The organism is Klebsiella sp. C349492 (assembly GCF_042055345.1).
Taxonomy (GTDB): Bacteria; Pseudomonadota; Gammaproteobacteria; order Enterobacterales; family Enterobacteriaceae; genus Klebsiella; species Klebsiella scottii.
The window spans coordinates 292,534-313,638 of record NZ_JANQCE010000001.1 but is presented as its reverse complement, the minus strand read 5'-3'; the positions used below and the strand labels follow the sequence as shown (position 1 = coordinate 313,638).

Genomic DNA, 21,105 nt, shown 5'->3' with positions numbered 1-21,105 from the left:
TTTTGTTTACTTCCTACAGAACTTATAATCATGTCCGCATAGTTCTATAGAGTGATTTCCATCTTCAGACCAAAGTGAAAGCTCTTTAATATACGTATCACCTGTTTTAGCGTCGAAATCGTAGACCACCATGCCAGCGTCTACGTTTATATTCTCTGATGCGCCACTCTTAGCCGTTATGCTTTTGAAGGTGACTGTAACTTGGTTGGTGTCGTCACTTCTACGCTCGCTAATGTGAGCTTTCGCCCCTCTAAAATCCACGCAGCTTATAGATTTATCTCCGCATATGGCCATCGAAACTTCTTTTTTGGCTATATCGATTGCTTCTTGATCGGATGGCGCTGACTTATAGCAACCAGTTAGCGCCATAGAGATCAATGCTATTACCGCTATCCGCTTCATATCCCTATTCCCAAAAGTAAAAGTATGAAAATCGTAGCAAACCTAGCCCCCTTAGTCTGCCCATCCTTCCGCCTTTTTCTTTTTAAGGAGAGCATCTAGGCCGGCTGTGTCCTTCTGCTTCTTGAGGATCGTCGCGTATTGCCTGTATCCATGATGCGCAGGCGCAAAGAACTTACCATCATGGTGCATGGCTGGATTTTTCTTTAAGGCAGATATGGCAAGGGGAGCTAGCGCTATTTGCTGCTGGCAAAAGTGAATAGCCTTTTCAAGGTTCTTGCCAGTCTCTCGAAGTTTATAGTGCTTCTTAATTTTCTCTTGGAGGTCAAATCACATCATAAGGCAACCCTCGGAGCCCATCTATCCATTCTTCTTCGGTCATATCCCTATCCCCATTGGTTCGTTTTCGACAGATTAGCAGGGATGCGGGGGAACGACAAAAACCGAAGCTACGTAAATAGCTCCGGGCACTTGGATGCGAAGATCATCGCATCGGTATAACAAAACCCGCAGTTAAGCGGGTTTGAGTAACGAAGCTACAAAAATAGCTTAGGGTTAAAACAGCTTGCGAAGGTCCACGCCGTGAACGGCGAGCCATGCTTCACGCGGCCACGACTTAACACTGCCAAAGCGCGGATCATCAACTTTGTGAGGCACAACCCCATTCTCCTGGCACCATTTACGAAGAGGTTGCCATTTGAATTTCTGGTTAAGCTTCTTCTCTACCGGGATGATGGCAGCATAGTTTTTACTTTCGCCAAGTCGCTCTGCCAATTTATTCTTAGCCCTCACTGCAACCGAAGCCGTAGCCATCGCAGTAGCTTCCCTTTTCTCACCGATCCATGCCTTTGTTTCTACTGCCTGGTCACGCTCAAAAGCGATTTGCTCCTTCTCTGTTTCTGCCTGAACCAGAGCAAGCAAAGCCTCTTTATAGCTCGAAGGTAAGGCTCGACGATTGATTTGCTCTTCGAGCTTGTAAATATGCTTAATTACCTTCATGCGCAATACGGCACTGTATCCAGTAAGAAGGCATTCAACGTGGGGTTTATCCAGTCTGAAATGCGAGATGTAACCGCGATAGTCAACGGTAACTTCCACTCCATCTGATAGTGTAACTGTATGATTTTTCTTATGGTCCATATCTGGACCATCTTTATCAATTCCATACAAATCACTGAGCATATCCCAAATATCACGAATGACGTGCTTATGTTCCTTTTTCGTGAGTTTAGCTATCTCGCGACTGGACATGGTGACATACGATCTTTGGTCTGCTATCTTTAATGCAGTCATATACGTTCCTATACGTTGTCAGACTTCAGTAGACCGCCAGCAGCCACTGGCGGTTTTTCTTTTTGCATCACTGCAACATCTCCTTACGCAGGTGCGGTAATACCCTGCTCCAGTTATCATCCTTCCATGGGTGAAATTCGATATGCGTCGTCTCGCGCTTAATGATCTCCCTGGCCTTGTTAATTGTCCGCGGCAACTCTTGGCCGATCGTGTGAAAGTGCCCTGCCTGCCGATGCTCGGCTACCTTCAGTAATGGAGTAACACTCTCACAGGCAGCCAGCATGATGTCACTCGCTCGCCACAACCAGGCAAGGGATGAAAGCTCATCGTCAGTGAACTGCTTCGCAATGGGCGAATGCGCGACTTCGCGATCCAGAATATCCAGCACCCAGCGGCGGAACTCTTTGGCTTTAGGCGTACGAGCAAACATGGCTACCAAATGCGCACCGCGGAGAGAGAAAACACGCGACTCTTGCATTCCGCGAGGGGTGGTCAGTTTGACCACCCCTGTCATTTGCGCTGTAAATTCATCAGCATGCCGAGAGTAGATGCGCTGCACGGCTTTATCGTCAGCGTACTCCAGAGCCTGCCCAACCTCGGCAGCCGTAAGCCAGACCTGACCACCCATTTCCATATATGCAAAATTGGTATTGTGGAAAGTTAGTTCGTTGTTCTGTACACTGTTCATGTCGATATTTCCTTCGCGGGATTTGTTCGATAAGGAGCCCTGACTATCGCAAGTAGTTAGGGCTTCGTCGTTTTTATGCTTGAGCAATTTTCTCTCCAATCAGGCCATACGCCTTTCTCAGCTGGTATATCAGCTCAGTATTGAACTGCCGACACTGATCTTCACCGTTGCGCTCTATCGCTTTACGCACATCTTCAGGGAAGCGAACTTTACGCTGATACATGTCTTTTGCTTTTTCCATTACCTTCTCCATGAATGCCCCACCGTGAGACACACAATAAGTGTCACACCGTGCGTCATTGCTGTCAACCCCACCGTGGGGCATAATTTCTATATTGTGATTTTATGAAAGCGACAACCCATATGAGCAGAGAAGATCCTCAATTACGAATCAGGTTACCTATTGAATTAAAAGAAAGAATTGAAGATGCAGCCAAGTCAAATAATCGCTCAATGAATGCCGAGATAGTCAAGCGTCTTGACACCAGTTTCCTTAGTGAAATACAGGATGATGAAGTCATATCAGCTCATGAGGCTATGAAAATGGCGGAGAACGCCAAAGAAGAAATCTCCGGCATTATATTTAAGAGAACATTTGAAGAAATTAATAAAAAAGCCCGAATGGGGCATAAAGAATTCTGCATTGAACTCAATGATTTAGAGCTAGAATATCTCACATTAGCTGACTTTAATGCATCCCTTGAGAAGACCCTTACGCGCCTAAATGAACTCGGGTATGTAGTTCCAGAAAAATCAGTTGATGGAGGTGGGTTTCTGGTAAGAATACCTGACAATAAAAATTCATAATGTTAAAGAGCGACTGCTGATGGCATTAAACCCCCTGCTGTCGCTCAAGTAAATAGCCTATAATTTTCAATGTGTTATTTAAAATTATTCATGATTACATATGATTAGATACCAATAGATATTGTGATTTAGGATTATTTATATAATTTTTCATCGATAGCACAAAATGCAAAAGAATACCGAAAGGGACTATCCCTCCCTCTCCATTATCGCCTGCCAGCGGCGATCGTCTTCGTCCATCACGGTGTCATACTCTTCACGGGTGAACCCTTTTTGGTTCGGATATTTGGCGTTGAGCATCATCGCAAATTCCGTCATCGTCAGGTTTTCAGCCTCTTCCCGGCTTATGCCGAAATGGTTACGTGCCGCCATGATGTAGTCAGTGGCGCGGAATTCCGACGTGGTTTCGTTGCTTTCATGGCGCTGCAACTTACGCACCTTTGCCTTTCCAGCGATTCCATGCCACATCAAGTTTTGCGCGATGATAATCATGTTCTCCGGCGGCATGCTTCCCGGCCGCCAGACGAAACCGCGTTTGCGCCCTTTCCCAGGACGCATCCAACCGACCAGATCACCAATGTCATCATCGCAGCACGCTGTAAGTACAGTGTGAGCCGCCATGATGGCTTTGCGAGTCAGAAGGCCGCTCTGGATATACCGCAGCACGCAATCCGGGAGACGGCTGTAATCGTCACGGATATAGGCCTCTGCCGCGCGCTGCACTAATGGCGTCGCCTCATCGTTGCACAGGTCATAGAACGTTTGAACGATTTCGGCAGGCTCGCCGATACGCGCCATGTTGCGGAATGACGGCCGGAAAAAGAATTCCCGGTCATCGGTACCGATAAGGCACTCGCCTAATTCTTTAATGGGGGTCATAGTCGCTCCATAAACAGTATCAAGGGCGCAGAACGCCCTTTGTACTATTCACGATGTTGTTAGCTGATCGTGACCGTGCACGCCAACGAGATGATCTTAACCGGCGTCGCTGCAGAGTCCGTGACTTCGCAGGTGTAAACCCCGGCGTCACCAGAGACCGCACTGGCCTTGTTAAACGTAGCTGTGGTTTGTCCGCTGACTACGGAGCCGTCTTTTTTCCATACGTAGGTGTATGGAGACGTGCCGCCTTCGACGACCACCGGCATGTTAAGTGCGGATCCGGTAGCAACAGATTTTGTCGCCGTCAGGTTCGTGGTAAACGCCAGCGCCGGGCCAGCGACTTCAAATACAACGGTGTCCGCGTCGGCAACTTTCCACTCACCAGAGAAGGTGGAAATGTCGGAGGTGCCGAAGTCACCAGACCATGAAGTGGTATTGAAGTACCCCATGATGTAGGTCCCGGCATCCTCGCCCACAAAGTCGAAGCGGAGCCACAGTGTCGGCTGGCGACCGGCCTGCACTTCATCGAAAATATATTTCGAGATTGCGATGGCGCCGACTTCCGTCGTTTTGTCCTTTTTGCGGAACTCACCTTCACCGGAGATGGTGAAATCCATGTTGTTGACCAGGTTCTCAACCAGCCCTTTCGTATCGTCTGCCTCAGAGCTGACGGTATTCATGGAGTAGTCGAAACCTTTCGTGGTTAGCGCGCCCAGGCGCTTAAATTCGGAAAGAGCCGGAACAGTATCAGCACAGCCCATAGCCGCGCGGAGTACCGCCACCTTGCCGATCAGCTTACCGGTATCATTCTGGCAGCCCTGCATGTGTACCTCTCAAATAAAAAAGGCCGCCAGATGGCAGCCTGATGGGTGATTCTGGCGGTTTATGACGCCCTGGTTTCTATATCTTCGGCGCTTCTCGACAACTTCCTGCGAATTACAGATGTGCTTTTATCGCCATCCCATTTCGACAGAAGCCTGTCATGATCAATGAGCCCAGTTGTCTTTGCGGCAAGACTTTCGCAGGGATTAGCGAGGACATCCGCATACTGATAATGTTTTCTCAGCACTTCCTGAGCATAGGACGCATCGAAGGGATAAATCATGTTTACTCCCCATATGTGCAGGAGACGAGCAGCCGGGTAACTAACCGGCCCTCTTCGGTGGATATTGGCGCCGGAACGTTGCCGACAAGGCTCAGTGCGCCGACGCAATCATCCGCGCCAGATTGTGCGCTGATATATTCGACGATGGCGTTAACCGCGGCGTCCGCGGCATCAGGATTCGATTTAGATGAAACGACATCGACCATCACATACCAGTCGCCGCCGCGGTCGTACTCGATATTGGTACCGCCAGAAGGCCGGAACACGATGAACTGATCGGCATCCTTGCCAGTGTCGCGCCATAACCGCCACTGAACCTTAAACCCGGAAGTTAGCCCTTCGGCTACAAACAGGTCTTTGAGGCGCATGTACATTGGGGGTGTCATTGACCTTCTCCACACGGAAAGACTTCAACGCGCCCCTTTAAAGTGCGCTCGTAGAGCTCACCTTTACGGCGTTTATGGGTTCTGAATGGCCTTGGATGATATCGAACAATTCCGCGCTGGGTATCAGCAAAAAACACCCCGTCGATTTGATTGCCATTCACAAATACTTTGCGAGAACCGAGGCCGTCTCCGGCAAAATGGATAGTGCGATTCATAATGAGGGTGCTGCGATTCATAATGACAACTCCTTCTTAACCGCCGCATCAATCTGGCTGCGGGTATCCTCGAAACCCTTCGTTAAGAACTCTTTCTGCGCCGTTGTGCGCCTGAAGGTCTGCTTCACTTCCGGGTCGTGAACGAACACAGCATAGTTAGCCGTGTAGCCAACGCGCCCGGTCACCCGCACGCCGTTTGACGTAATTTCCCGGAACTGGCTATTGATGAGCGTAGAAGTGTCGATCGGGGTGTAGAGCGCCGCTTGTGCGCTACCGATGAGCATCGCCGACTGCAACGCGCGCACCACCTTGCGTCCCTGCACGTCCTTAATGATGCGGTCGAGATTGGCCTTAGCCTGGCGGATGCCGCGAACTTTAGCGCCCATAGTCAGACTCCCGTAATAATGGCCCAGTCATCTTCAACACCATCAAGGGTATCGTTCCACTGAGTGAAAGCCCTTATTTCGTCCGCTTTGGTGTTGTAGGGGTTGGTATCGGTGCTTGTTCCGATAAGGATGTAATCGCCCTCTTCAGCATCAGCGTAAGCGGTGAAGAAGGTGTTTTTAACGACAATCCCCTGCCCCAATTCGCTGAGTTTTGACGAAAGACCGCCAATGTAGTCACACATGATATTTATTGGCGGCTGGAAACCATACGGCTGGCCGCCACCATCAGTATCACTACCATCGGCATCTCGAATCCTTTTCCAGAGGGTGCATGGTTTGTTGTATGACCATGAAGCTGTCGAAGACATCAGCCATCCCTCCATCGCAGCACGATTGCGCCTGTAGCCTGTATGCGAGGGCAGTTAATCATCCACTGTCCCGCACCGTTAACGTATGCCGTGGTTTGCTGACCGGTATCAGTCATCACCCAAACGCGAGTGAACGTGCGCGGCAGCCGCTGCTGTACTGAAATCCAGGCCATCACTTACTCCCGCACATACAGCCGCCTTTGCCGATCCAAATCCCCGCAAATGCAGGCGTCGCCGTAGGGTCGGCAGGAATCAAGCCGGCAGCGCATCCGTATTTATCCAGGCCGCGAAGGAGGTTTACAGAGGCCTTCCATCGGTCTGAAAATGACTGGTACCGGAAAGAGCGAGACGCTCCGCTGGGCGCTGTCTGGCTGGAAATGTACTTATCTCCACTCCCTAGCCCCATCAGAGCCAACAGATAAAGCTGAATCAGTAAGGCCGTTGATGTCGGGTAATGCGCATCTAGGCATTCCTGAATGCTGTTTGCCTGGTCAATGAACGCCTGCAGGACAAAGTCGGGGATCTCGATGCCCTGCCCGCTGAGGTATTCCTTAGCCTGTTCGAGAGTGACCATTATCGACTCCGTGAGAATTAAGCCCCGTTTTCACAGGGCGTAAAAAAACCGCTTTCGCGGCTATTCTTCTTCGCTTTCTGCTTTACGCTTCCGGCTTGTTTTGGCCTCTGGCGTCGCGGGGGTTAAATCCCCTTCACTAATCAGCATTACGTGTGGCTTTAATGAAGGATGCAACCCCTCCATCTCAACCACCTGACCAGCGATTACGCCATGCCACGGCTTAATGACCTGGTACTTAGCCATGCTATCCCCTTACGCCAGGTTAGCGCCGTAGACAACGCCAGACAGGCCCTGCTCGTCTGCGGTGATTTGCAGACCTTCGGCGGACATAATCTGGAAGTTGTAGTTCACGTTCGGCAGTGGGCGCGGCAGTGGAACAACGCCAACGGCCATGCCAACCAGCGGCGAAATGACATCCTGACGGCGCACGTATGCAATGAACTCGTTTCCGCTCAGCGCGAAGGTCGGACGGATTTCACGAACCGGGGCGAACGGCAGGACTGCCTGCAGCACATTGCCACTTACCACGCCGTTGACGACATAAGGCTGCGCGAGGTTCGCCCAGATTTCAGGAGAGACCCACATAACATCGTATGCCGCCACTTTGTTCGCGCGCGCCAGAGCGCCGAATGCACCTTTACCGAAGAAGGTAAACAGGGCCGCCATATCTGCTGTGGTCAGGTCGATGTTCGCGCCGCCTGCGCCTGATCCCAGGTTCAGCTTCTTGGTGTTGCGGTGGTTTTTGATACCCTGCGCCGGGTAGGACTGCACCTGAATGTTGGCATCGCCGTTCAGGTAATAGTTGACACGCTTCTGGTTGAATTTGCGCATCTTCGCCATCTGCGAATCAAGCACCAGGTCAATGCCGACAGAGTTCAGACCTGCAGCATGGCGCCAGTTCACACCATAACCGGCAGTAAATACCGGGATCGGGTCGCCATCGCTAGCATACTCGGTATGGTCGAAGGAGAACGGAGCCTGGCCGTCAATGCTGACAGAAACATCATCAGCGATATCACCAACCACGTTATACAGCTTCGCGGTTTTGCCGACAGAAAGGACAGTCTGCACACCGATCAGGTCGTTAACGATTTCAATGCCGACTTCCTGGTCGCGCAACTGCAGCACCTGACGGTCAATCTCAGCCCAGAAGTCGCGAGTAAACCCGCCTACGGCATTACAGGCAAGCATGTCCGGGGTCATAATTGCGCGGTTAGCGGCAATAATGGAGTCATTCTGAAGGTTCCACATATTGCGGTTAGCCCACAGCTCGTTCCAGTGACCACCAAGGCGGGAATTTGTCGCCAGCGTCTCTTTGGAGAAATACATATTTGGTTATCCTTTTGTTATTCGCCAGCGGCGGCCACGGTGCCTACGCGCATGCGTACGCGGATGAATTCGGTAGTGCTGGCAGCAATGGTGAATTCATCCTGGCTGTAGCCAATCACCGAATCAGTGTCAGCGGTTGCCAGGGTGAACTGACCATTTGAGCCGAGCTTGATCGGGCTGTCTTTCTTGTACGCACCAGGCGCGCAGAGCAAGGCCAGTTCACGCCCCTCCTCTACGTAGTTACCCACAGCAGAGTCACCGGCAGGCACCGCATCACGGATGCCAAGACCCTGGTGATAAGCGCAGTCGATGATATAGAGGCGGCCAGTTAGAGCTGCTGCCTGAGCAAAGGCTCCAGAAGAGTTGATTACCGCCGCGGTGCCAGGAAGGAGCGCGGTGGCGGCGAGTTTGGTTTCGGTCTTGTACAGAGACTGACCGTCGATATTAACGCGACGATAACGTGCCATTATTGTGGCTCCTTATTTGAAATGTTCATCAGCTGCCGGCGCGCCGGTTTCTTTATGCTGCTGACCTGCGTTAGTACCTAGTGCCGTGGCTTCACCCAGCGATTTGTACATCGCATCCAGCGCTTCACCTGCCAGCGCGTTCGCGACGATCTCACCGTGAATCTTCGCTACTGCGTCACGCTTAGTTTTCTCTTCAGCGCGGGAGTTGGCGGTAAGAGTTTCCGCGAGTTTGTCCTGGTTGATCTGCAGCGCGTCAACTTTATCCGTCAGAGGCTTCAGCGCCTTTTCGGTATTGGTTGCAACAGCCTGGCCGATCATGTTGCCGATTTGTTCCAGTTCTTCTTTGGTTAAAGGCATGTCGCCCTCCGTTTCGTGGTTTGGTGCAGGCTGTTCCTGCGGTGTGAATATGGATTTAAATTTGTTGGCAACGACGGCCACCCAAGACTCCTGCCGCTGAACTGCAGTTCCTGTGTCGTCAAAGGTGATTTTCCCACCCTCAGTGGAATAGCCGTAAACCTCAGCCTTGCCGCCGTTGCGGATAACCACCGCCTGAGAATCAGTGAAGTCTGCAATCCATGCGTATTCATCTGATCCCGGCGCAAACTTGGCTTTGGCTGCCCGATCAAGGCGCTGCTCGCGCTCCCGGTAAGATTCACCTACCAGCGCACCAGAATTTGCTTTCAGCGGCTGCGCCATGTCAGCGTTAACCATCAGTCCAACCCCTTGCTCCGGAGTGGCAGCTCCGACTTCGTGCAGGAGAATCGCGTCATGATCCATACTGTGGATCTTCGCTACCCACTCGGCTCCGGTAGCGCGCTGCTGCTCGCTCGGTTCAAGCTGGTCGAGGAAAGCGGCCACGCTGGTATGAATCGGCGGAACTTCATCACCGCGCTCAATGGCTTCGACTCGTTCAAGCAATTCACGCCCACCCTCTGATTCCTCAGCGCGGGCGACATCAACCCACTTTTCCAGGTAGATGCGATTACCGGACTTCTTAACGTTGCGGTTCCACGCCCCGATGTGACCGGCATTAATCCCCTCAGGGGAGAAAGCAGACACAAACTGGCCATTAACCTGAGGATGACCTAGCGGTGCCAGCGTGCCTTCAAGCCCCTTATAGTGAGCATCTATTTCTGAAGCGGAATAGAGCCCGCCATTCATAACCACATTGGCTGGCAGCGTATAGCTGGGGAGCACCAGGTGGTCGCGACCGTTGTAGGTTTCTCGACGGATTGACTGGCTGTTTACCCTGGTAGTGATGTTTACCTGAATAGGCATGAGTTACCCCTTAGACCAGGCATAACCGCGCGCCTGCATCGTTTTGTATTCCTGTTTAAGTTTGGTTATGGTGTCCGGATAAACCGGTTCGCCCTTGTCATCAACGAGCACAGATTGTTGAGTGCACTTACAATTTATGGAATTTGCCCCCTGCGCGTACCATTCGCGAACCTCTTCGTTGGTATACAGGTGAGCATGTCTTGCGGCATGAGTCTGGCGAGTTGTCGGTGACAGTGCAGAAATGTGAAGCAGACGGGTTTTCAGTCCGTAGAGCTCCTGCGCCTCGTTGTCCTCATCCCATTTTGCCCGTCGTAACGCAGTGGTGACTTCGGTTCTCGCTATACGGTTGGCTCGTCGCTTCTCGATACCGACCTGCTCAGTCAGGTTTCGAGCGACTTCTCGCGGGTTGAGACCCCGACCCACACCATCCGTCAGCACCCGTGCCATATCGCGCTTAACTTCAGCGGTAAGCCCTTTCATTTCCTCGAACATACGAGCGTGAACAAGAGCCATACGGAGTTGGTAGGGCTCGCTCGCAAGAATTGACGCCAGCGATTCACGCCCGGCTGCATATGCAGGTGACTGCTGACTCAGGTTAGCGAATGATTGCCCCGTACCCTTCTCTGCGGCCAAATCGACATACTCATAAAACCAGAGGCCGTACTCGTTACCCTCAAGCAAAACCTGGTCTACCAGGTAGCTGGCATCGTTCAAGATGATGGAGAGTAGCGTTGGGTTTAACTGGTATTCGTATCTGGCGTTTACTGCGAGGGAGGAAGGTATTTTGTCGAGCGCTGATCTGTACGCCTTGCTGATTTTATTCATCCGCCTGGCGAAGTCTTTCATCGCCCGCCGCTCCAGCGCATCGGCGCCGGTCGGGTCCTGATAGCTACGCGGTAGAATCGGCGGCTTCGTCTTCTTCGCTGCCATCCTCTTCTCCTAGCGGCTCTTCGTCGTCATTTTCGTAACCGGCTACCGTGCGAATTTCCTCGCGACTGAACGCAGGATTCTCGCCGCTGCCTTGCATGGTCTGGTTAACCTCACCCATTACTTTGGCGTTAGCGAGTTTTTCAACGCCGCTCTGCTCGTTTAGGTCATCCCAGATAACAGTTTTCACGCTGACCGAATCGATAATATTCAGGTCAATCAGCTTGTCGCAGAAGTCCTCTATCTCGAAAGCGAGGTCTATGCGTCGCGACTGACAGCGGGAATTCATGTACTTCTGGTCTTCAGTGCTTGACCGTTCCGCCTGCTGGTTGCCAACAAGAATGCGGGTAGGGATATCCACCCCGGCCGCCGCTGTTTGCAGGTTAACGTCATAGGTTGGTGACGGATCGGAAACCGGCGATACCAGCGAGGTTACGCTTGCTCCTTGCAGGGAAAGCAGCACATCGTTCCCGCGGTTCATTTCGCGAGCCGCCTCGTTGAACTTGTCCTGCAATTCGTCAACGCTGACGTTGTACATCGACGCGAGGCTACCGAAGTCGATCTCTTTGTCAAAGCTTAAAGCCAACTGGCGCGCTGCGTTCTTCAGGAACGACTCACCAGAACCACCTTCAACTTTTTCCAGGCTGACAAAGGCGTTATAGGATGGCTCAAGAAAGCCGATCGCATCATCGGTATAGTCACCAAGGATAAAAACGCGGTCAGGATGAATATTGACGCGGCGGGTCGCACCGTTAGGTAACCTTTCCGTGTACTGCCACATCTTGGGCTGACCGTAGGTCTTCGAGTTAAGACCTGTGTCCCATTCGCCGACAGTGAGTGATCCAGCCCAGGCGATAGTAACCTTCTCAAGCCCTCGCCCTCTCGTAACCGGCAGGTTCCAGTCCTTATTGTCGCGAACGTGGAGCAGAATACCGGCATACCTTCCTACCAGTCGGCGGCGGTCTGCCTCAGCAAACGAGCGCCAGAATCGATTGGTTAATACCTGTTTGGTTTTTCTTTCCCACGCGGTTTCATCTTCGCTTTCATCGGCGTCATCGCCTTCGATGATTTCCGGGTTTGTCTGCCAGCATTTACCGACAAGCTTCTCTACTGCACCGTGAGCGATGCCACCGCGGCGATATAGCGAGTACAGGTTTTCGTAAGTGATCTGCTCGGGGAAGCCATATTCGCACCACGCAGATCCGCGCTTATTGTCCAGCCCCATCGTTGAAGACACTAGCCCCATACGGGTGCGCGCCATCCGCGCATCGTTCAACGCATGGTTGACGGCGAGAGTTAATTTATCAGTCATGGATGATCCGTAGGTGGGATTGAAGCAATAAAAAAGGCCGCCGAAGCGACCTTAAATGATTGTTAATGAATTTTACAACTTTGCTTCATCAATTGTATTATTGAACTCTTCAGCCATTGACTGGACCTCATCAAGTAAGATTCCTTTGTTACTATCGTAATCAGCTTTATCTACAGCGCGTGATATAAACGCTTTTTTCCCAGTTGTAGGGTCTGTGTACTCAATAGTAACTACTATTTGGGGTTGCCCATCATCAATATCATACTGTTCCATAACATCTCCTTATTAGTTTTCATAACCATGATCGGCGAAAAAAATCATCACTGCAATCGTTTAGGAATCATCATTCCCATTGATTGAGTCTTGCGCTTGATGTAGCCATCCAGGCCATAACGCGCAGCATCCCAGCAGTGGTTGTGCTTATCCTCAATGACAGGAAGCACCTCACCGGTGATGCGGTCGGTTTTGTACGAATAGAGGCGCGCTTCTTTCGCTGTTTCTTTGCAGCGCGTATGGATAACGATCTGCTTAAAGCCGCGGATGCAGGTGATTCCGTCCTCAACACTCCCCTGCCATTTCTGCGCAGCAGCAATGTTGAATCCCTGGGCTTTGATATGGCTGATGGTCTCTGGCCGGGAGTTATCCGCTTTGATCGGCCACTTACGGGCCTGAGGAATGCCGGGATATTTCACCTCGTCGGTGACCTTCCATTCATCCAGCTGTTTCGGCCTGGCTTCATCCTTGCCGGCGTAAAACTTCCACATGTCATCCAGTTCAACGCCGGTACCGTAGGCCTCGTACTCGATATACAGGCTGTTATCGAGGATGAACATGCGCAGCAGCGTGCTGGGGTCTTTAGCGAAACCAAAGTCAGCGCCAAACAGCAGGCGATCTGCTTTCTGCCACAGGTCGGACGCGAAGTCCTGAACTACATAGCGATTGGCCAGCACCTGCTTATCGGAGTTCTCCAGATAAGCGCCTTCCCATATCCACGCATAATCGGCGTAATCGAGGTTTTCCAAGTCTTCGAGGCGTTCCTCTTCGAGCACTTCCGGAAACCAAGGGTTGTCGCTGTAGTTCATCTCGACAATCATCGAGCTTTTCGGCGGGTTCTTTCTAAAGAGCTTGTCAGTGGCGCTGCCGTCTTTCTCCGGGTTCCATGTCACCCAAATTTCTGAGCCCTTTTCACGCACTGTCGGCCGGAGCTTCTTCCAGGCTGTCGCCGATACCGATTCGGCTTCATCAATCCAAGCAACCAGAATGCGCGCCTTAGATTTAATGCTGTCGAGATTGTGGCGCAGACCGCAGAACACGTAGCTGACATTGCGGTTTTTGGTGCGAATGTACTTCTCGCCAATATCGAAGTAATCATCAAGCCACGGAACAGACCGGATCGCCTGTTTCACTTCCTCCATCGACGACTCTTCGAGGGAGTTCATAAACTCGCGAGCGCAGAGTATTACGCCACTTAAACCGCTCTCAGCTGCCTGGTACGCTTTAACCGCGCTCATCAGCGCAAATGTGCGCGTCTTTGCCGAACCACGTCCGCCATGCGCGCCACGGTAACGAATACCGTCAGAAGCGAAAACGGGTACGAGCTTCGCCGGGATTTGCAGGTCAACCTGACTTTCCATTTGTTGGCTCTACCCCTACCAGTCGTATCGTCGTTGGCTTCGGAGACATGCTGCCATCGGAGGAGGTGTGATCGACGATCTGCTTATCCAGTCCTACCAACTTCGCCTTGCCCATCGTGGCAGCAACGGCGGCGGATGATTGCGGAGTTTCAGCTGCAAGCGCCGCTTTACGCGCCTCTTCCAGCTCAGCCAAAAGAGAATCTACGGTGACATTGTGGCGCTGCTTAATTTCACCCTGCAACTCTTTAATCCTTAGGGCAATCTTAGGGTTGCCCTGAAGCTTAAAGGCTTGCACATGAACTGCTTCCGGCTTCATCTTGTCAGCAGCATACGCCGTCCGATAAGCCTCAGAAGCATTACCCGTTTCGATGTATGCCTGACAGAAAGCCTCTTGCTTTGGTGTCAGACGTGCCATTTTTAGAATATCCTGCTGTTGAGTGAGTATCCCGCCCATTGCGGGTATCAATGTGTTCTCTGCTTTATCGAACTTTCACAGCGGAAAGCTCTATAAAACATACTCAGCTTCTTCTACCCTCGCGCTGAATGGCGAGCTATGAGCGCAAATCCGCTATGTCAGGCGGCAAATCGCGGTATGCATCGTTATTGATTATCCCCACACACTCACGCAGAGGAGTGCCCCGTCGGGCTGCGGTCATGGTTAATGTGTGGATGCTGCGACGATACGGCGCGGGGTAAAGCATTATCGAAGCCACTCGGTGAATGGCTCCTGTAAAGGCGCATCGGCGACACTGTTTTGTTGCGCTATTTAATAGGTCACACTATAGGGGAACGGTTGAATGGGTTCTCTAATAGCAGCGGACCTTTTTAGCCGCTTATTAAGTTACACAATAGAAATCACACAACCACGTCAAAGGAGATATATATATGTTAGAAATGCTGAATGCGTTAGCACCGCACGCTCAATCAATTAGCTACATCACCCTTCTGGTCTGCCTCATCATTGCAAAGCTCTGCGGAGTTCTTCATTACTTCTAATCCCTGCCTTATCCAGATTGCACTGCCCCAGAGCAGAATAAAGCTTCGCATTTAACTCCAGACTGGCCTGCCACGTGAACAGGAACTCCATTCTGGGGATCGGCATGTCTGCAGAATAGCAAGCCATTAAAAAAGCCACCCGAGGGAGGCTTTTGCGTCGGTAGAAAACTCCCGGAGGATGCTTATTTTGCTTGCTTTAACGCTTTTTTTTCAGCAGCCAAAGCTGTAATTGCATCAATTCTCAGCTGTCTTTCATGCTTCTCGACGTACCATTCCTGAATAAGCAGTTCCAACAGTCCGATCAGCATTTCAGCTTCTCCAGGATCAACATCAACGATGGTATTGATATCATTTTCCATGTGAGCGCCGATGTTGCCAATGTTTCTTATAGCATCGATAGCTTTCCACAAGGTCGATTCTATCTGCCCCTCAATCGCCTTTATTTCATCAACAAGTCTTGCTGGTTTAACATTCCAAACATTTCTAATCATCCCCTGAAGACATCTACGCGATAGAGTTGCAGATGCTTTTGGCGACAGATTTTTGATTAGAACCGCCTCTTTGTAATCATCCAAAATAGGCTTTGGCACATAATCTGGAAACTGTTTATAAATACCACCAGGTCTATTTACCCAGCTTTCTATTTGACCCACTGGTTTGTAAGAACCTACTTCAAGTTTTCCTTTAGAGAGAACTGAAACATATGTAAATTCTTTACATTCTGGATTTGGGCAGACATTTACATAAGAATCGAAAACAAGCGCGCCAAACTTTGTGTCTGCTGCGAATGAGAAGCGATCGTGCTTTTTTTGTATTGACTCGAAAACTGATAACCGCCCACAAAATGGACACTCCCAAGATGACATATCAACCTCCGCATGTGTGTGAAGATAAATATATGTCATATACATTTTTAGATCTTAAAATTTATCGAAGGCACTCCTTGCGAATGTAATCCTGCAGGTAGCTCACTTGCCCGGTGATGGTGGCGATTCCGGCTCGGAGACGCCAATAATCCCGTTCAGCGGAGTCAGTAAGTCTGGGGCCGGAAGCATCGCCCACGCCGCCGGCGCCGGTCGCTCCGTTATCTTGACATCTGGTGTTGAGCTGCAGCCGACGCTTGCCAGAAGCAACATCACGCTCAAGCTGATCGATAGTGGCTTTAGCATCTGCCAGTTCTCCGGTGTATTTGGCATCTATAGCCGCGACGTCGCGCTGCCGGGTCTGCATGTCGGTGATGGTGTCGTTAGCCAGGCTGAGCTTTTCAGTGGCTTTATCGCGCTGCTCTTTGAACTGGGTGGCGTTGGTGTGATAGTGATTAGCCAACCACCCAAGGCTGACTATCAGGCAGATGACAACTGCGCTGATAATGGCGGTTAAGCGGCTCATGACATGATTACTCCAACAGCCAGAAACCACGGCCACGCATCATTACCATTGAAGGCAAGGAACGCGGCGATAACAAAACAAATCATGTTCATTTCTGGCTCCAGGTGCATACCTGATATTCGACATCACGGCGATTAACCAGCCCTTTCCATTTCTTGCCGCCGGCATATACCCAACGCTTTAACTCTGCACAGGCACCGGCATAGTCGCGGGCATTCAGCTTTTTCAGCAGCGTGGAGTTAATGGTTGCAGTGGCGCCGACGTTATATGCAAATGAGTAAATGGTGGCGCGCTGGGTTTCTGTGGTCGGCACCTTGATATGCGGATCGACCTGCGCGGCAATGCGCTGTATATCGCGCCGGGTTAGCGCGTCGCACTCTTTATCCGTGTACCGCTTTCCCCAGACAATATCCGATCCTGTGTGGCCATCGCAGACAGTGACTATGCCAACAATATCCCGGTAAGCGACATACTCTCGCCCTTCAAGACCAGCCTTCCCGGAAACCATGACGGTAGCGATACCAATGGCGCCCGTACCCAGGGCTCCGATGATGCTATTTCTGAGCGCCGGTGACATTGCCATTTAATCTGTCCTCGCGCTCTTTGCGCTTGTAGTACCAGTTCACCCCGAAGGTGCCGATGGTACAGACGATACCGATGATGATTGCCCAGTCGTTCAGGGAAAGAACGCCACCCATGGTCGTTAAGCCTCCAACCCAGTAACTGAGCCATTCTCTGATTTTATCCATGCGTTGCATGCTCTCACCTCGCGTAGTTAGCGGGTGCTGTAAGTAGTCATAAAAGGGGTCAGGCCCGTCAGGCTGGATTTAACAACGAAGCGTGTCGATGATGATTCCCGCGGGCCTGAAATAGAAAAGCCCGCGCGTCGCATGGGTTTTAATTGAGTCACTCTCTATTTTTTACAAAAAAACCTTACTTAACAAAAAGATAGCAGCGATTACAAACACCGCAACCACAAGGCCTACATCGATATCATTACCACCCATAAATTCCCTCACTATTTAGTTAAACGTAGTGAGATCATCCCATAGTCATTTTCTCGATTTCCCAAGTAAGGGACTTTTTTCATAAAAAAACAAAAAAAATGCACAACGTAAAAGTAACTTTTAAGTGCCTGCTAACAAGGAGGGCGCTCTACCTGCTGAGCTAAACCAGCAAATTCTTGCCACACTCTCGCAGTGGTCCGCGCTCATGCCCTTGAGTTCCTGTCGCATCATCGCCGCTAATAACCGGGGCGCGTCTGGCGTTCGCGCTGCTTTACCGGGGCTTGTGTTATTTATGAACCCTTACCCATCACCACACAGGCTCACCATTACGCGACTCGGGGCAGCATCACTACTGCAACATGGCCATTAGGCCGCGGTCGACCCGTTCCTATTCACATTTCCTGCCTCCAGAAACGCAAAAGCCCCGACGTTTCCGCCAGGGCCTTTTTAGTCATCATGCCGCCACTTAAAGTTAAGGCAGCATATCAAAGTAGACTCAAATATGACTCATTTAATCCAGTTTTGCAAGACTTACATCTAAATTTGTCGCCTTTTGTTGTGAACGTGATCGCGTCACCTGCAAAAGTGCGTCACTATCCAGCCCAATAAAGATGCCTATCATCGCCTCCCATCGATCTGTGAAGGTTTCCGACCAGTTCTTGGGAGTCACGCCCGCCATAGCCGCAAGGTCCGCGTACTGATACTGATTGCGACCAGCCAGCCCCGCCTTGGCATCCTGCGCCGCCAGCCAGATAAGCTGCCGCAGGCGATCGACTGTTTTCTTTGCAATGCGCACGCCGGCCAGCTGCGAGCAGAATTGCTCCCACGCCCACCGGGTGATCGTCTCCTGGTGCTCCCAGCGAATATTGTCGCTGTAGTTCCAGAGCAGCCACGCCTTCTGGTGATCGTCGAGAGACAGCAGCGCGCGGCGCCACGATGCAGTTGAATACTCGACAGGAAGCACCAGAGCGATTGCTGAACCTTTAGCACGTGACTGGCTGCCAGACATGGGAGGGCTGTCAGGGTTAACCATTCGCTTCTTCTGCGGGTCGTACACTTTTTTGCGCCCGCGGCTGCGCGGCGTAGCTTCAAACATCGCATTCTCAGCAAATGCAACGAGCTGCCCTTTCGTCGCGCCGCTCAGATCGGCGGTTGCAACTATCAGCTGCTGGCGAACATATTCTAAATATTGGATCGTCATGCTGTCTCTCCCAGGGTCTGATAGATGCGGATGTAATTTCTCAGGATTCGGTAATCGGTCATCACTGTGCCGCGGTGCCGGCAGAGGCGGAGCTTTTGCCAGCGCTCCCGGATTCTCTCTAAGGCGATCTGATTCATGCGGCCTCCCGTTGTTTAACGAGCGCACGGCGTAACGCGCTGTAATGGCGCCTGATGCATTCCAGTTCTTCGATGGTGTATCGGTGAGGGGTGTTGTTGTTTTCGAGCGCCTCGACGAGCTCAACGCCTTTCCTGGCTATCAGGCCAATACGATATTGCTGCTGATTGCCGGACAGTTGGACATTGCAGTGATGGCACTGTTTATTGATATTGTCCTCGATGTAGCGCAGGTGAGATGCTTTACCGCGGGATCGGTAATGCCCGGCCTCCCACTGCACCGTTTCGAGCGTGCCGCAACTGATGCACGGCAAATCATGGTCACGTTCGCGGATATAGTCGTTGACTACGCGCTGGGTCATGTCTTCCCAGTGCTTGAGGGGTTTAACCGCGGCTTTACGTTTGCGCCACGCTGCGCGCTCTTTTTTCTCAGCATCGCGCTGGCGCTGTAACCCCTTCTGCTTTGCGGCTTCGCGAGCTTTCGTCGCCTGTTTTTTGCCGATCGCGCTGGCGCATTCAAAGCAGCAAACAGTCTGACCTTCCCTGGCAGGATGGAACCACTCGCGGCAGTGGGCGCATTTACGGCGTGCTGGTTTACGCATGTGGCCTCCTTGCTCTCAGGCAGAGCCACTTCTTATCGACCAGGCGAGCGGTGTATCCGAGCATCGTTGGAATGTCGGAGGGCTTAACCTCTTCCTTGCGCTTGCGAGGGCCGGAGGTGCGGAATATCGACCGTTCCATTACTTTAGCGATGGGACTGTTCATCAGGCCTCCTGCTTCTGCTGGAGTTGCTGATACTCGCATCCGTGAGGGATTGTCAGGGCTAGCCCAAACTGAGCGCACCACGCCTCTACCTTGCACAGGAAAATATGCATTTCGCCTGTATCCAAAGCGGAGGTATGACGAGGCTCCCATGTGGTTTCTTTGGTGCCGGTGATGAAGTCGGTGTAGGTGACTTCCTGGCATCCGAGATAGGTCTTCTTAAGGTTACGCTTAACCCACTCTGGCGTGGCGTCTGTGCGTCCGGATTTAATCAGGTATTCGCTGATTTCACCCAGCCACATATGCAGAAGTGAGTTCTGCGACAGACTGCGCTTTTCACGCCACGGCTTGAGGATTAGTCGGTAGGTGTCGCCATTGGCAAGGAATGGCTGCAGGTGTTGGCCTATAGCTGCAAAGTTGCCGTTATGCAGCTTGATGCCTTCTTGAGGGAAGTTCACGCTCCACCTCCAATGAGGCTAAACGCAGAATGCAGAAAATCGCCGGTGACTTTCGCCATCGGTGACAGGTGTTGCTTTGAGGTTTTGTGCGCCATGTGTCCCCACTTGGCGCCGGAATCTAGTTGTCAGTTGCTCAGACTGACAAAGGAATTATGACCGGGATTCCCTATGAGTGCAAAGGCTCAGGGGGAATTATTTCTTCTCGTTCTGGCTGGCCATCTCGATATAGCGTGGGTCACTAGCCCGCGGCAACTGGATGCTCTGCTCGCGGTAGTAGCGGACGCGCTCCATGAAGTATTCGCGCAGGAAGTGACTTTTACGGTCTGGACGGTCGAAAGTTTATTGTACTCCGAGAAATACCAGGCTTTCCGGGCTCAAACTTACACTTTCTCACTGCTAATTTAGTTACTGTAAAAAAGACCTCATCACCAGTTGTCTCGACAGAAGTGACTTCCCCCTTTTCATTAACTGAGGCAGCGTATTTTACAGTGCCGCCAATCCCTAGAGCTTTTGCGGAAACAGGATATAACGGGGAAGGACAGCTTATTCGTACAGGTATTGTTTCTTTCGGATTTTCAACAGCAAACACCATGTTTGATATAAGCGCAGTACAAACCAGAAGTAATATTTTTTTCATCGACGGTACCAATTGTTATGTTTTTGAGCGAAGAACGGCTTGTTAAGGCGTTCTTTGTACGCTACGCCACTAGCGGCAAGGTCTACGTTAACCTTGTCCTGCTCGTCTTTCGGTTTAGCTGCAATGTTCCACTTAGACATAAATACCCCCTAAAAATTAGGGTGTTAAACTACAGCCCCCTCCGCAAACGGGGGAAAATGATTGCTTTATCAAAAAGCATCACTTGTATTACCCAATGACCCCCACATCGCGGGGGGAAACTACATTGCTACTATATCTCTTTTTCAGTATGACACTATACCGCCTAACCCTTCTAATACATTCCGGTAAATTAGCCCTCACCAGCGCTTCAGCGAACGGCGGCGGGACGGTGTTGCCGCAGCGCGCAACCTGCTTGTCCTTGGCGTACTTCACGCCGCGGTAGTCACAAACAATAATTTACCCGTAAACGCCACCAATAACAGAAAACAAAGA

Annotated in this window: 31 protein-coding genes and 2 pseudogenes; 1 reads left to right on the top strand and 32 read right to left on the bottom strand. The window is 51.3% G+C overall.

What is annotated here, in order from left to right:
• Positions 1-6 precede the first annotated feature (6 nt).
• The 4 genes from NWP14_RS01625 to NWP14_RS01610 all read right to left on the bottom strand — a co-directional run bounded on the left by NWP14_RS01625 (position 7) and on the right by NWP14_RS01610 (position 2,621).
• A complete protein-coding gene (locus NWP14_RS01625; RefSeq protein WP_375214653.1) occupies positions 7-402 on the bottom strand; it encodes a hypothetical protein in 396 nt (131 codons plus the stop codon).
• A gap of 552 nt (positions 403-954) precedes the next feature.
• Complete coding sequence (locus tag NWP14_RS01620; RefSeq protein WP_375214652.1) at positions 955-1,692, bottom strand: Rha family transcriptional regulator; 738 nt, start codon at positions 1,690-1,692, stop codon at positions 955-957.
• A 67-nt stretch (positions 1,693-1,759) separates the two neighbouring features.
• Entirely contained in the window at positions 1,760-2,380 is a 621-nt protein-coding gene (locus NWP14_RS01615) for a P22AR C-terminal domain-containing protein (RefSeq protein ID WP_375214651.1), read from the bottom strand.
• A 73-nt stretch (positions 2,381-2,453) separates the two neighbouring features.
• Positions 2,454-2,621 (bottom strand): Arc family DNA binding domain-containing protein, encoded by a 168-nt coding sequence (locus NWP14_RS01610; RefSeq protein ID WP_143440300.1) that lies wholly within the window; start codon positions 2,619-2,621, stop codon positions 2,454-2,456.
• Positions 2,622-2,743: 122 nt separating this feature from the next.
• Between NWP14_RS01610 and NWP14_RS01605 the strand changes: the two genes are divergently transcribed.
• Positions 2,744-3,187, top strand: coding sequence for an Arc family DNA-binding protein (locus tag NWP14_RS01605; protein ID WP_143440301.1), 444 nt, complete (start codon positions 2,744-2,746; stop codon positions 3,185-3,187).
• 189 nt (positions 3,188-3,376) lie between these two features.
• Here the strand turns inward: NWP14_RS01605 and NWP14_RS01600 are convergent, their stop codons facing one another.
• The 28 genes and pseudogenes from NWP14_RS01600 to NWP14_RS01465 form a co-directional block, all read right to left on the bottom strand.
• Positions 3,377-4,066, bottom strand: coding sequence for a DUF6246 family protein (locus tag NWP14_RS01600; RefSeq protein ID WP_375214650.1), 690 nt, complete (start codon positions 4,064-4,066; stop codon positions 3,377-3,379).
• Between the two features lie 59 nt (positions 4,067-4,125).
• Positions 4,126-4,890, bottom strand: a complete 765-nt coding sequence (locus NWP14_RS01595) for an immunoglobulin domain-containing protein (protein ID WP_375214649.1) — start codon at positions 4,888-4,890, stop codon at positions 4,126-4,128.
• Between the two features lie 283 nt (positions 4,891-5,173).
• Positions 5,174-5,557 (bottom strand): hypothetical protein, encoded by a 384-nt coding sequence (locus tag NWP14_RS01590; RefSeq protein ID WP_375214648.1) that lies wholly within the window; start codon positions 5,555-5,557, stop codon positions 5,174-5,176.
• On the bottom strand, positions 5,554-5,793 hold the full coding sequence (locus tag NWP14_RS01585) for a hypothetical protein (protein WP_341799228.1): 240 nt from the start codon (positions 5,791-5,793) through the stop codon (positions 5,554-5,556). The genes NWP14_RS01590 and NWP14_RS01585 overlap by 4 nt, the downstream gene beginning before the upstream one ends.
• The gene (locus tag NWP14_RS01580) at positions 5,790-6,158 is read right to left on the bottom strand and encodes an HK97 gp10 family phage protein (protein ID WP_375214647.1); all 369 of its coding nucleotides are present in this window, start codon (positions 6,156-6,158) and stop codon (positions 5,790-5,792) included. Before NWP14_RS01580 ends, NWP14_RS01585 begins: the two co-directional genes overlap by 4 nt.
• 2 nt (positions 6,159-6,160) lie before the next feature.
• A complete protein-coding gene (locus tag NWP14_RS01575) occupies positions 6,161-6,526 on the bottom strand; it encodes a hypothetical protein (protein WP_142524127.1) in 366 nt (121 codons plus the stop codon).
• A gap of 172 nt (positions 6,527-6,698) precedes the next feature.
• The gene (locus NWP14_RS01570; RefSeq protein WP_049264427.1) at positions 6,699-7,100 is read right to left on the bottom strand and encodes a hypothetical protein; all 402 of its coding nucleotides are present in this window, start codon (positions 7,098-7,100) and stop codon (positions 6,699-6,701) included.
• Positions 7,101-7,160: 60 nt separating this feature from the next.
• Positions 7,161-7,343, bottom strand: a complete 183-nt coding sequence (locus tag NWP14_RS01565; RefSeq protein WP_375214646.1) for a glycoprotein — start codon at positions 7,341-7,343, stop codon at positions 7,161-7,163.
• Between the two features lie 9 nt (positions 7,344-7,352).
• Complete coding sequence (locus tag NWP14_RS01560) at positions 7,353-8,429, bottom strand: major capsid protein (protein WP_049264425.1); 1,077 nt, start codon at positions 8,427-8,429, stop codon at positions 7,353-7,355.
• A 17-nt stretch (positions 8,430-8,446) separates the two neighbouring features.
• The gene (locus NWP14_RS01555; RefSeq protein WP_375214645.1) at positions 8,447-8,896 is read right to left on the bottom strand and encodes a hypothetical protein; all 450 of its coding nucleotides are present in this window, start codon (positions 8,894-8,896) and stop codon (positions 8,447-8,449) included.
• A 12-nt stretch (positions 8,897-8,908) separates the two neighbouring features.
• Positions 8,909-10,174, bottom strand: coding sequence for a hypothetical protein (locus NWP14_RS01550; RefSeq protein ID WP_375214644.1), 1,266 nt, complete (start codon positions 10,172-10,174; stop codon positions 8,909-8,911).
• Between the two features lie 3 nt (positions 10,175-10,177).
• Complete coding sequence (locus NWP14_RS01545) at positions 10,178-11,104, bottom strand: phage minor head protein (RefSeq protein ID WP_375214643.1); 927 nt, start codon at positions 11,102-11,104, stop codon at positions 10,178-10,180.
• On the bottom strand, positions 11,064-12,413 hold the full coding sequence (locus NWP14_RS01540) for an anti-CBASS protein Acb1 family protein (RefSeq protein ID WP_375214642.1): 1,350 nt from the start codon (positions 12,411-12,413) through the stop codon (positions 11,064-11,066). Before NWP14_RS01540 ends, NWP14_RS01545 begins: the two co-directional genes overlap by 41 nt.
• 72 nt (positions 12,414-12,485) lie before the next feature.
• A complete protein-coding gene (locus tag NWP14_RS01535; RefSeq protein ID WP_375214641.1) occupies positions 12,486-12,686 on the bottom strand; it encodes a hypothetical protein in 201 nt (66 codons plus the stop codon).
• 47 nt (positions 12,687-12,733) lie between these two features.
• Positions 12,734-14,047: a PBSX family phage terminase large subunit gene (locus tag NWP14_RS01530; RefSeq protein ID WP_375214640.1), complete on the bottom strand. Its 1,314-nt coding sequence runs from the start codon at positions 14,045-14,047 to the stop codon at positions 12,734-12,736.
• Complete coding sequence (locus tag NWP14_RS01525; protein WP_375214639.1) at positions 14,031-14,462, bottom strand: terminase small subunit; 432 nt, start codon at positions 14,460-14,462, stop codon at positions 14,031-14,033. The genes NWP14_RS01530 and NWP14_RS01525 overlap by 17 nt, the downstream gene beginning before the upstream one ends.
• Before the next feature lie 763 nt (positions 14,463-15,225).
• Positions 15,226-15,909: a DUF4145 domain-containing protein gene (locus NWP14_RS01520; protein WP_375214638.1), complete on the bottom strand. Its 684-nt coding sequence runs from the start codon at positions 15,907-15,909 to the stop codon at positions 15,226-15,228.
• Positions 15,910-15,970: 61 nt separating this feature from the next.
• Positions 15,971-16,432, bottom strand: a complete 462-nt coding sequence (locus tag NWP14_RS01515; protein ID WP_375214637.1) for a lysis protein — start codon at positions 16,430-16,432, stop codon at positions 15,971-15,973.
• Positions 16,433-16,520: 88 nt separating this feature from the next.
• On the bottom strand, positions 16,521-17,015 hold the full coding sequence (locus tag NWP14_RS01510; protein WP_375214636.1) for a lysozyme: 495 nt from the start codon (positions 17,013-17,015) through the stop codon (positions 16,521-16,523).
• A complete protein-coding gene (locus NWP14_RS01505; protein WP_063616002.1) occupies positions 16,987-17,190 on the bottom strand; it encodes a phage holin family protein in 204 nt (67 codons plus the stop codon). Before NWP14_RS01505 ends, NWP14_RS01510 begins: the two co-directional genes overlap by 29 nt.
• A 760-nt stretch (positions 17,191-17,950) precedes the next feature.
• Positions 17,951-18,640, bottom strand: a complete 690-nt coding sequence (locus NWP14_RS01500; protein WP_375214635.1) for a bacteriophage antitermination protein Q — start codon at positions 18,638-18,640, stop codon at positions 17,951-17,953.
• Positions 18,637-18,777 (bottom strand): YlcG family protein, encoded by a 141-nt coding sequence (locus tag NWP14_RS01495; protein ID WP_375214634.1) that lies wholly within the window; start codon positions 18,775-18,777, stop codon positions 18,637-18,639. The genes NWP14_RS01500 and NWP14_RS01495 overlap by 4 nt, the downstream gene beginning before the upstream one ends.
• Positions 18,774-19,376 carry a recombination protein NinG gene (locus NWP14_RS01490; protein WP_375214633.1) on the bottom strand — a complete coding sequence of 201 codons (603 nt, stop codon included), beginning with the start codon at positions 19,374-19,376 and terminating at the stop codon, positions 18,774-18,776. Before NWP14_RS01490 ends, NWP14_RS01495 begins: the two co-directional genes overlap by 4 nt.
• The gene (locus NWP14_RS01485; RefSeq protein ID WP_375214632.1) at positions 19,369-19,539 is read right to left on the bottom strand and encodes a NinE family protein; all 171 of its coding nucleotides are present in this window, start codon (positions 19,537-19,539) and stop codon (positions 19,369-19,371) included. Before NWP14_RS01485 ends, NWP14_RS01490 begins: the two co-directional genes overlap by 8 nt.
• Positions 19,539-19,994, bottom strand: coding sequence for a YbcN family protein (locus NWP14_RS01480; protein WP_375214631.1), 456 nt, complete (start codon positions 19,992-19,994; stop codon positions 19,539-19,541). Before NWP14_RS01480 ends, NWP14_RS01485 begins: the two co-directional genes overlap by 1 nt.
• A gap of 192 nt (positions 19,995-20,186) precedes the next feature.
• Positions 20,187-20,300: pseudogene (locus NWP14_RS01475) on the bottom strand (DNA polymerase III subunit theta); the annotation flags it as partial.
• A gap of 10 nt (positions 20,301-20,310) precedes the next feature.
• On the bottom strand, positions 20,311-20,586 hold the full coding sequence (locus tag NWP14_RS01470; RefSeq protein WP_375215088.1) for a TonB family protein: 276 nt from the start codon (positions 20,584-20,586) through the stop codon (positions 20,311-20,313).
• Positions 20,587-20,654: 68 nt separating this feature from the next.
• A pseudogene (locus tag NWP14_RS01465) lies at positions 20,655-20,771 on the bottom strand (DNA polymerase III subunit theta); the annotation flags it as partial.
• Between the last annotated feature and the right edge of the window lie 334 nt (positions 20,772-21,105).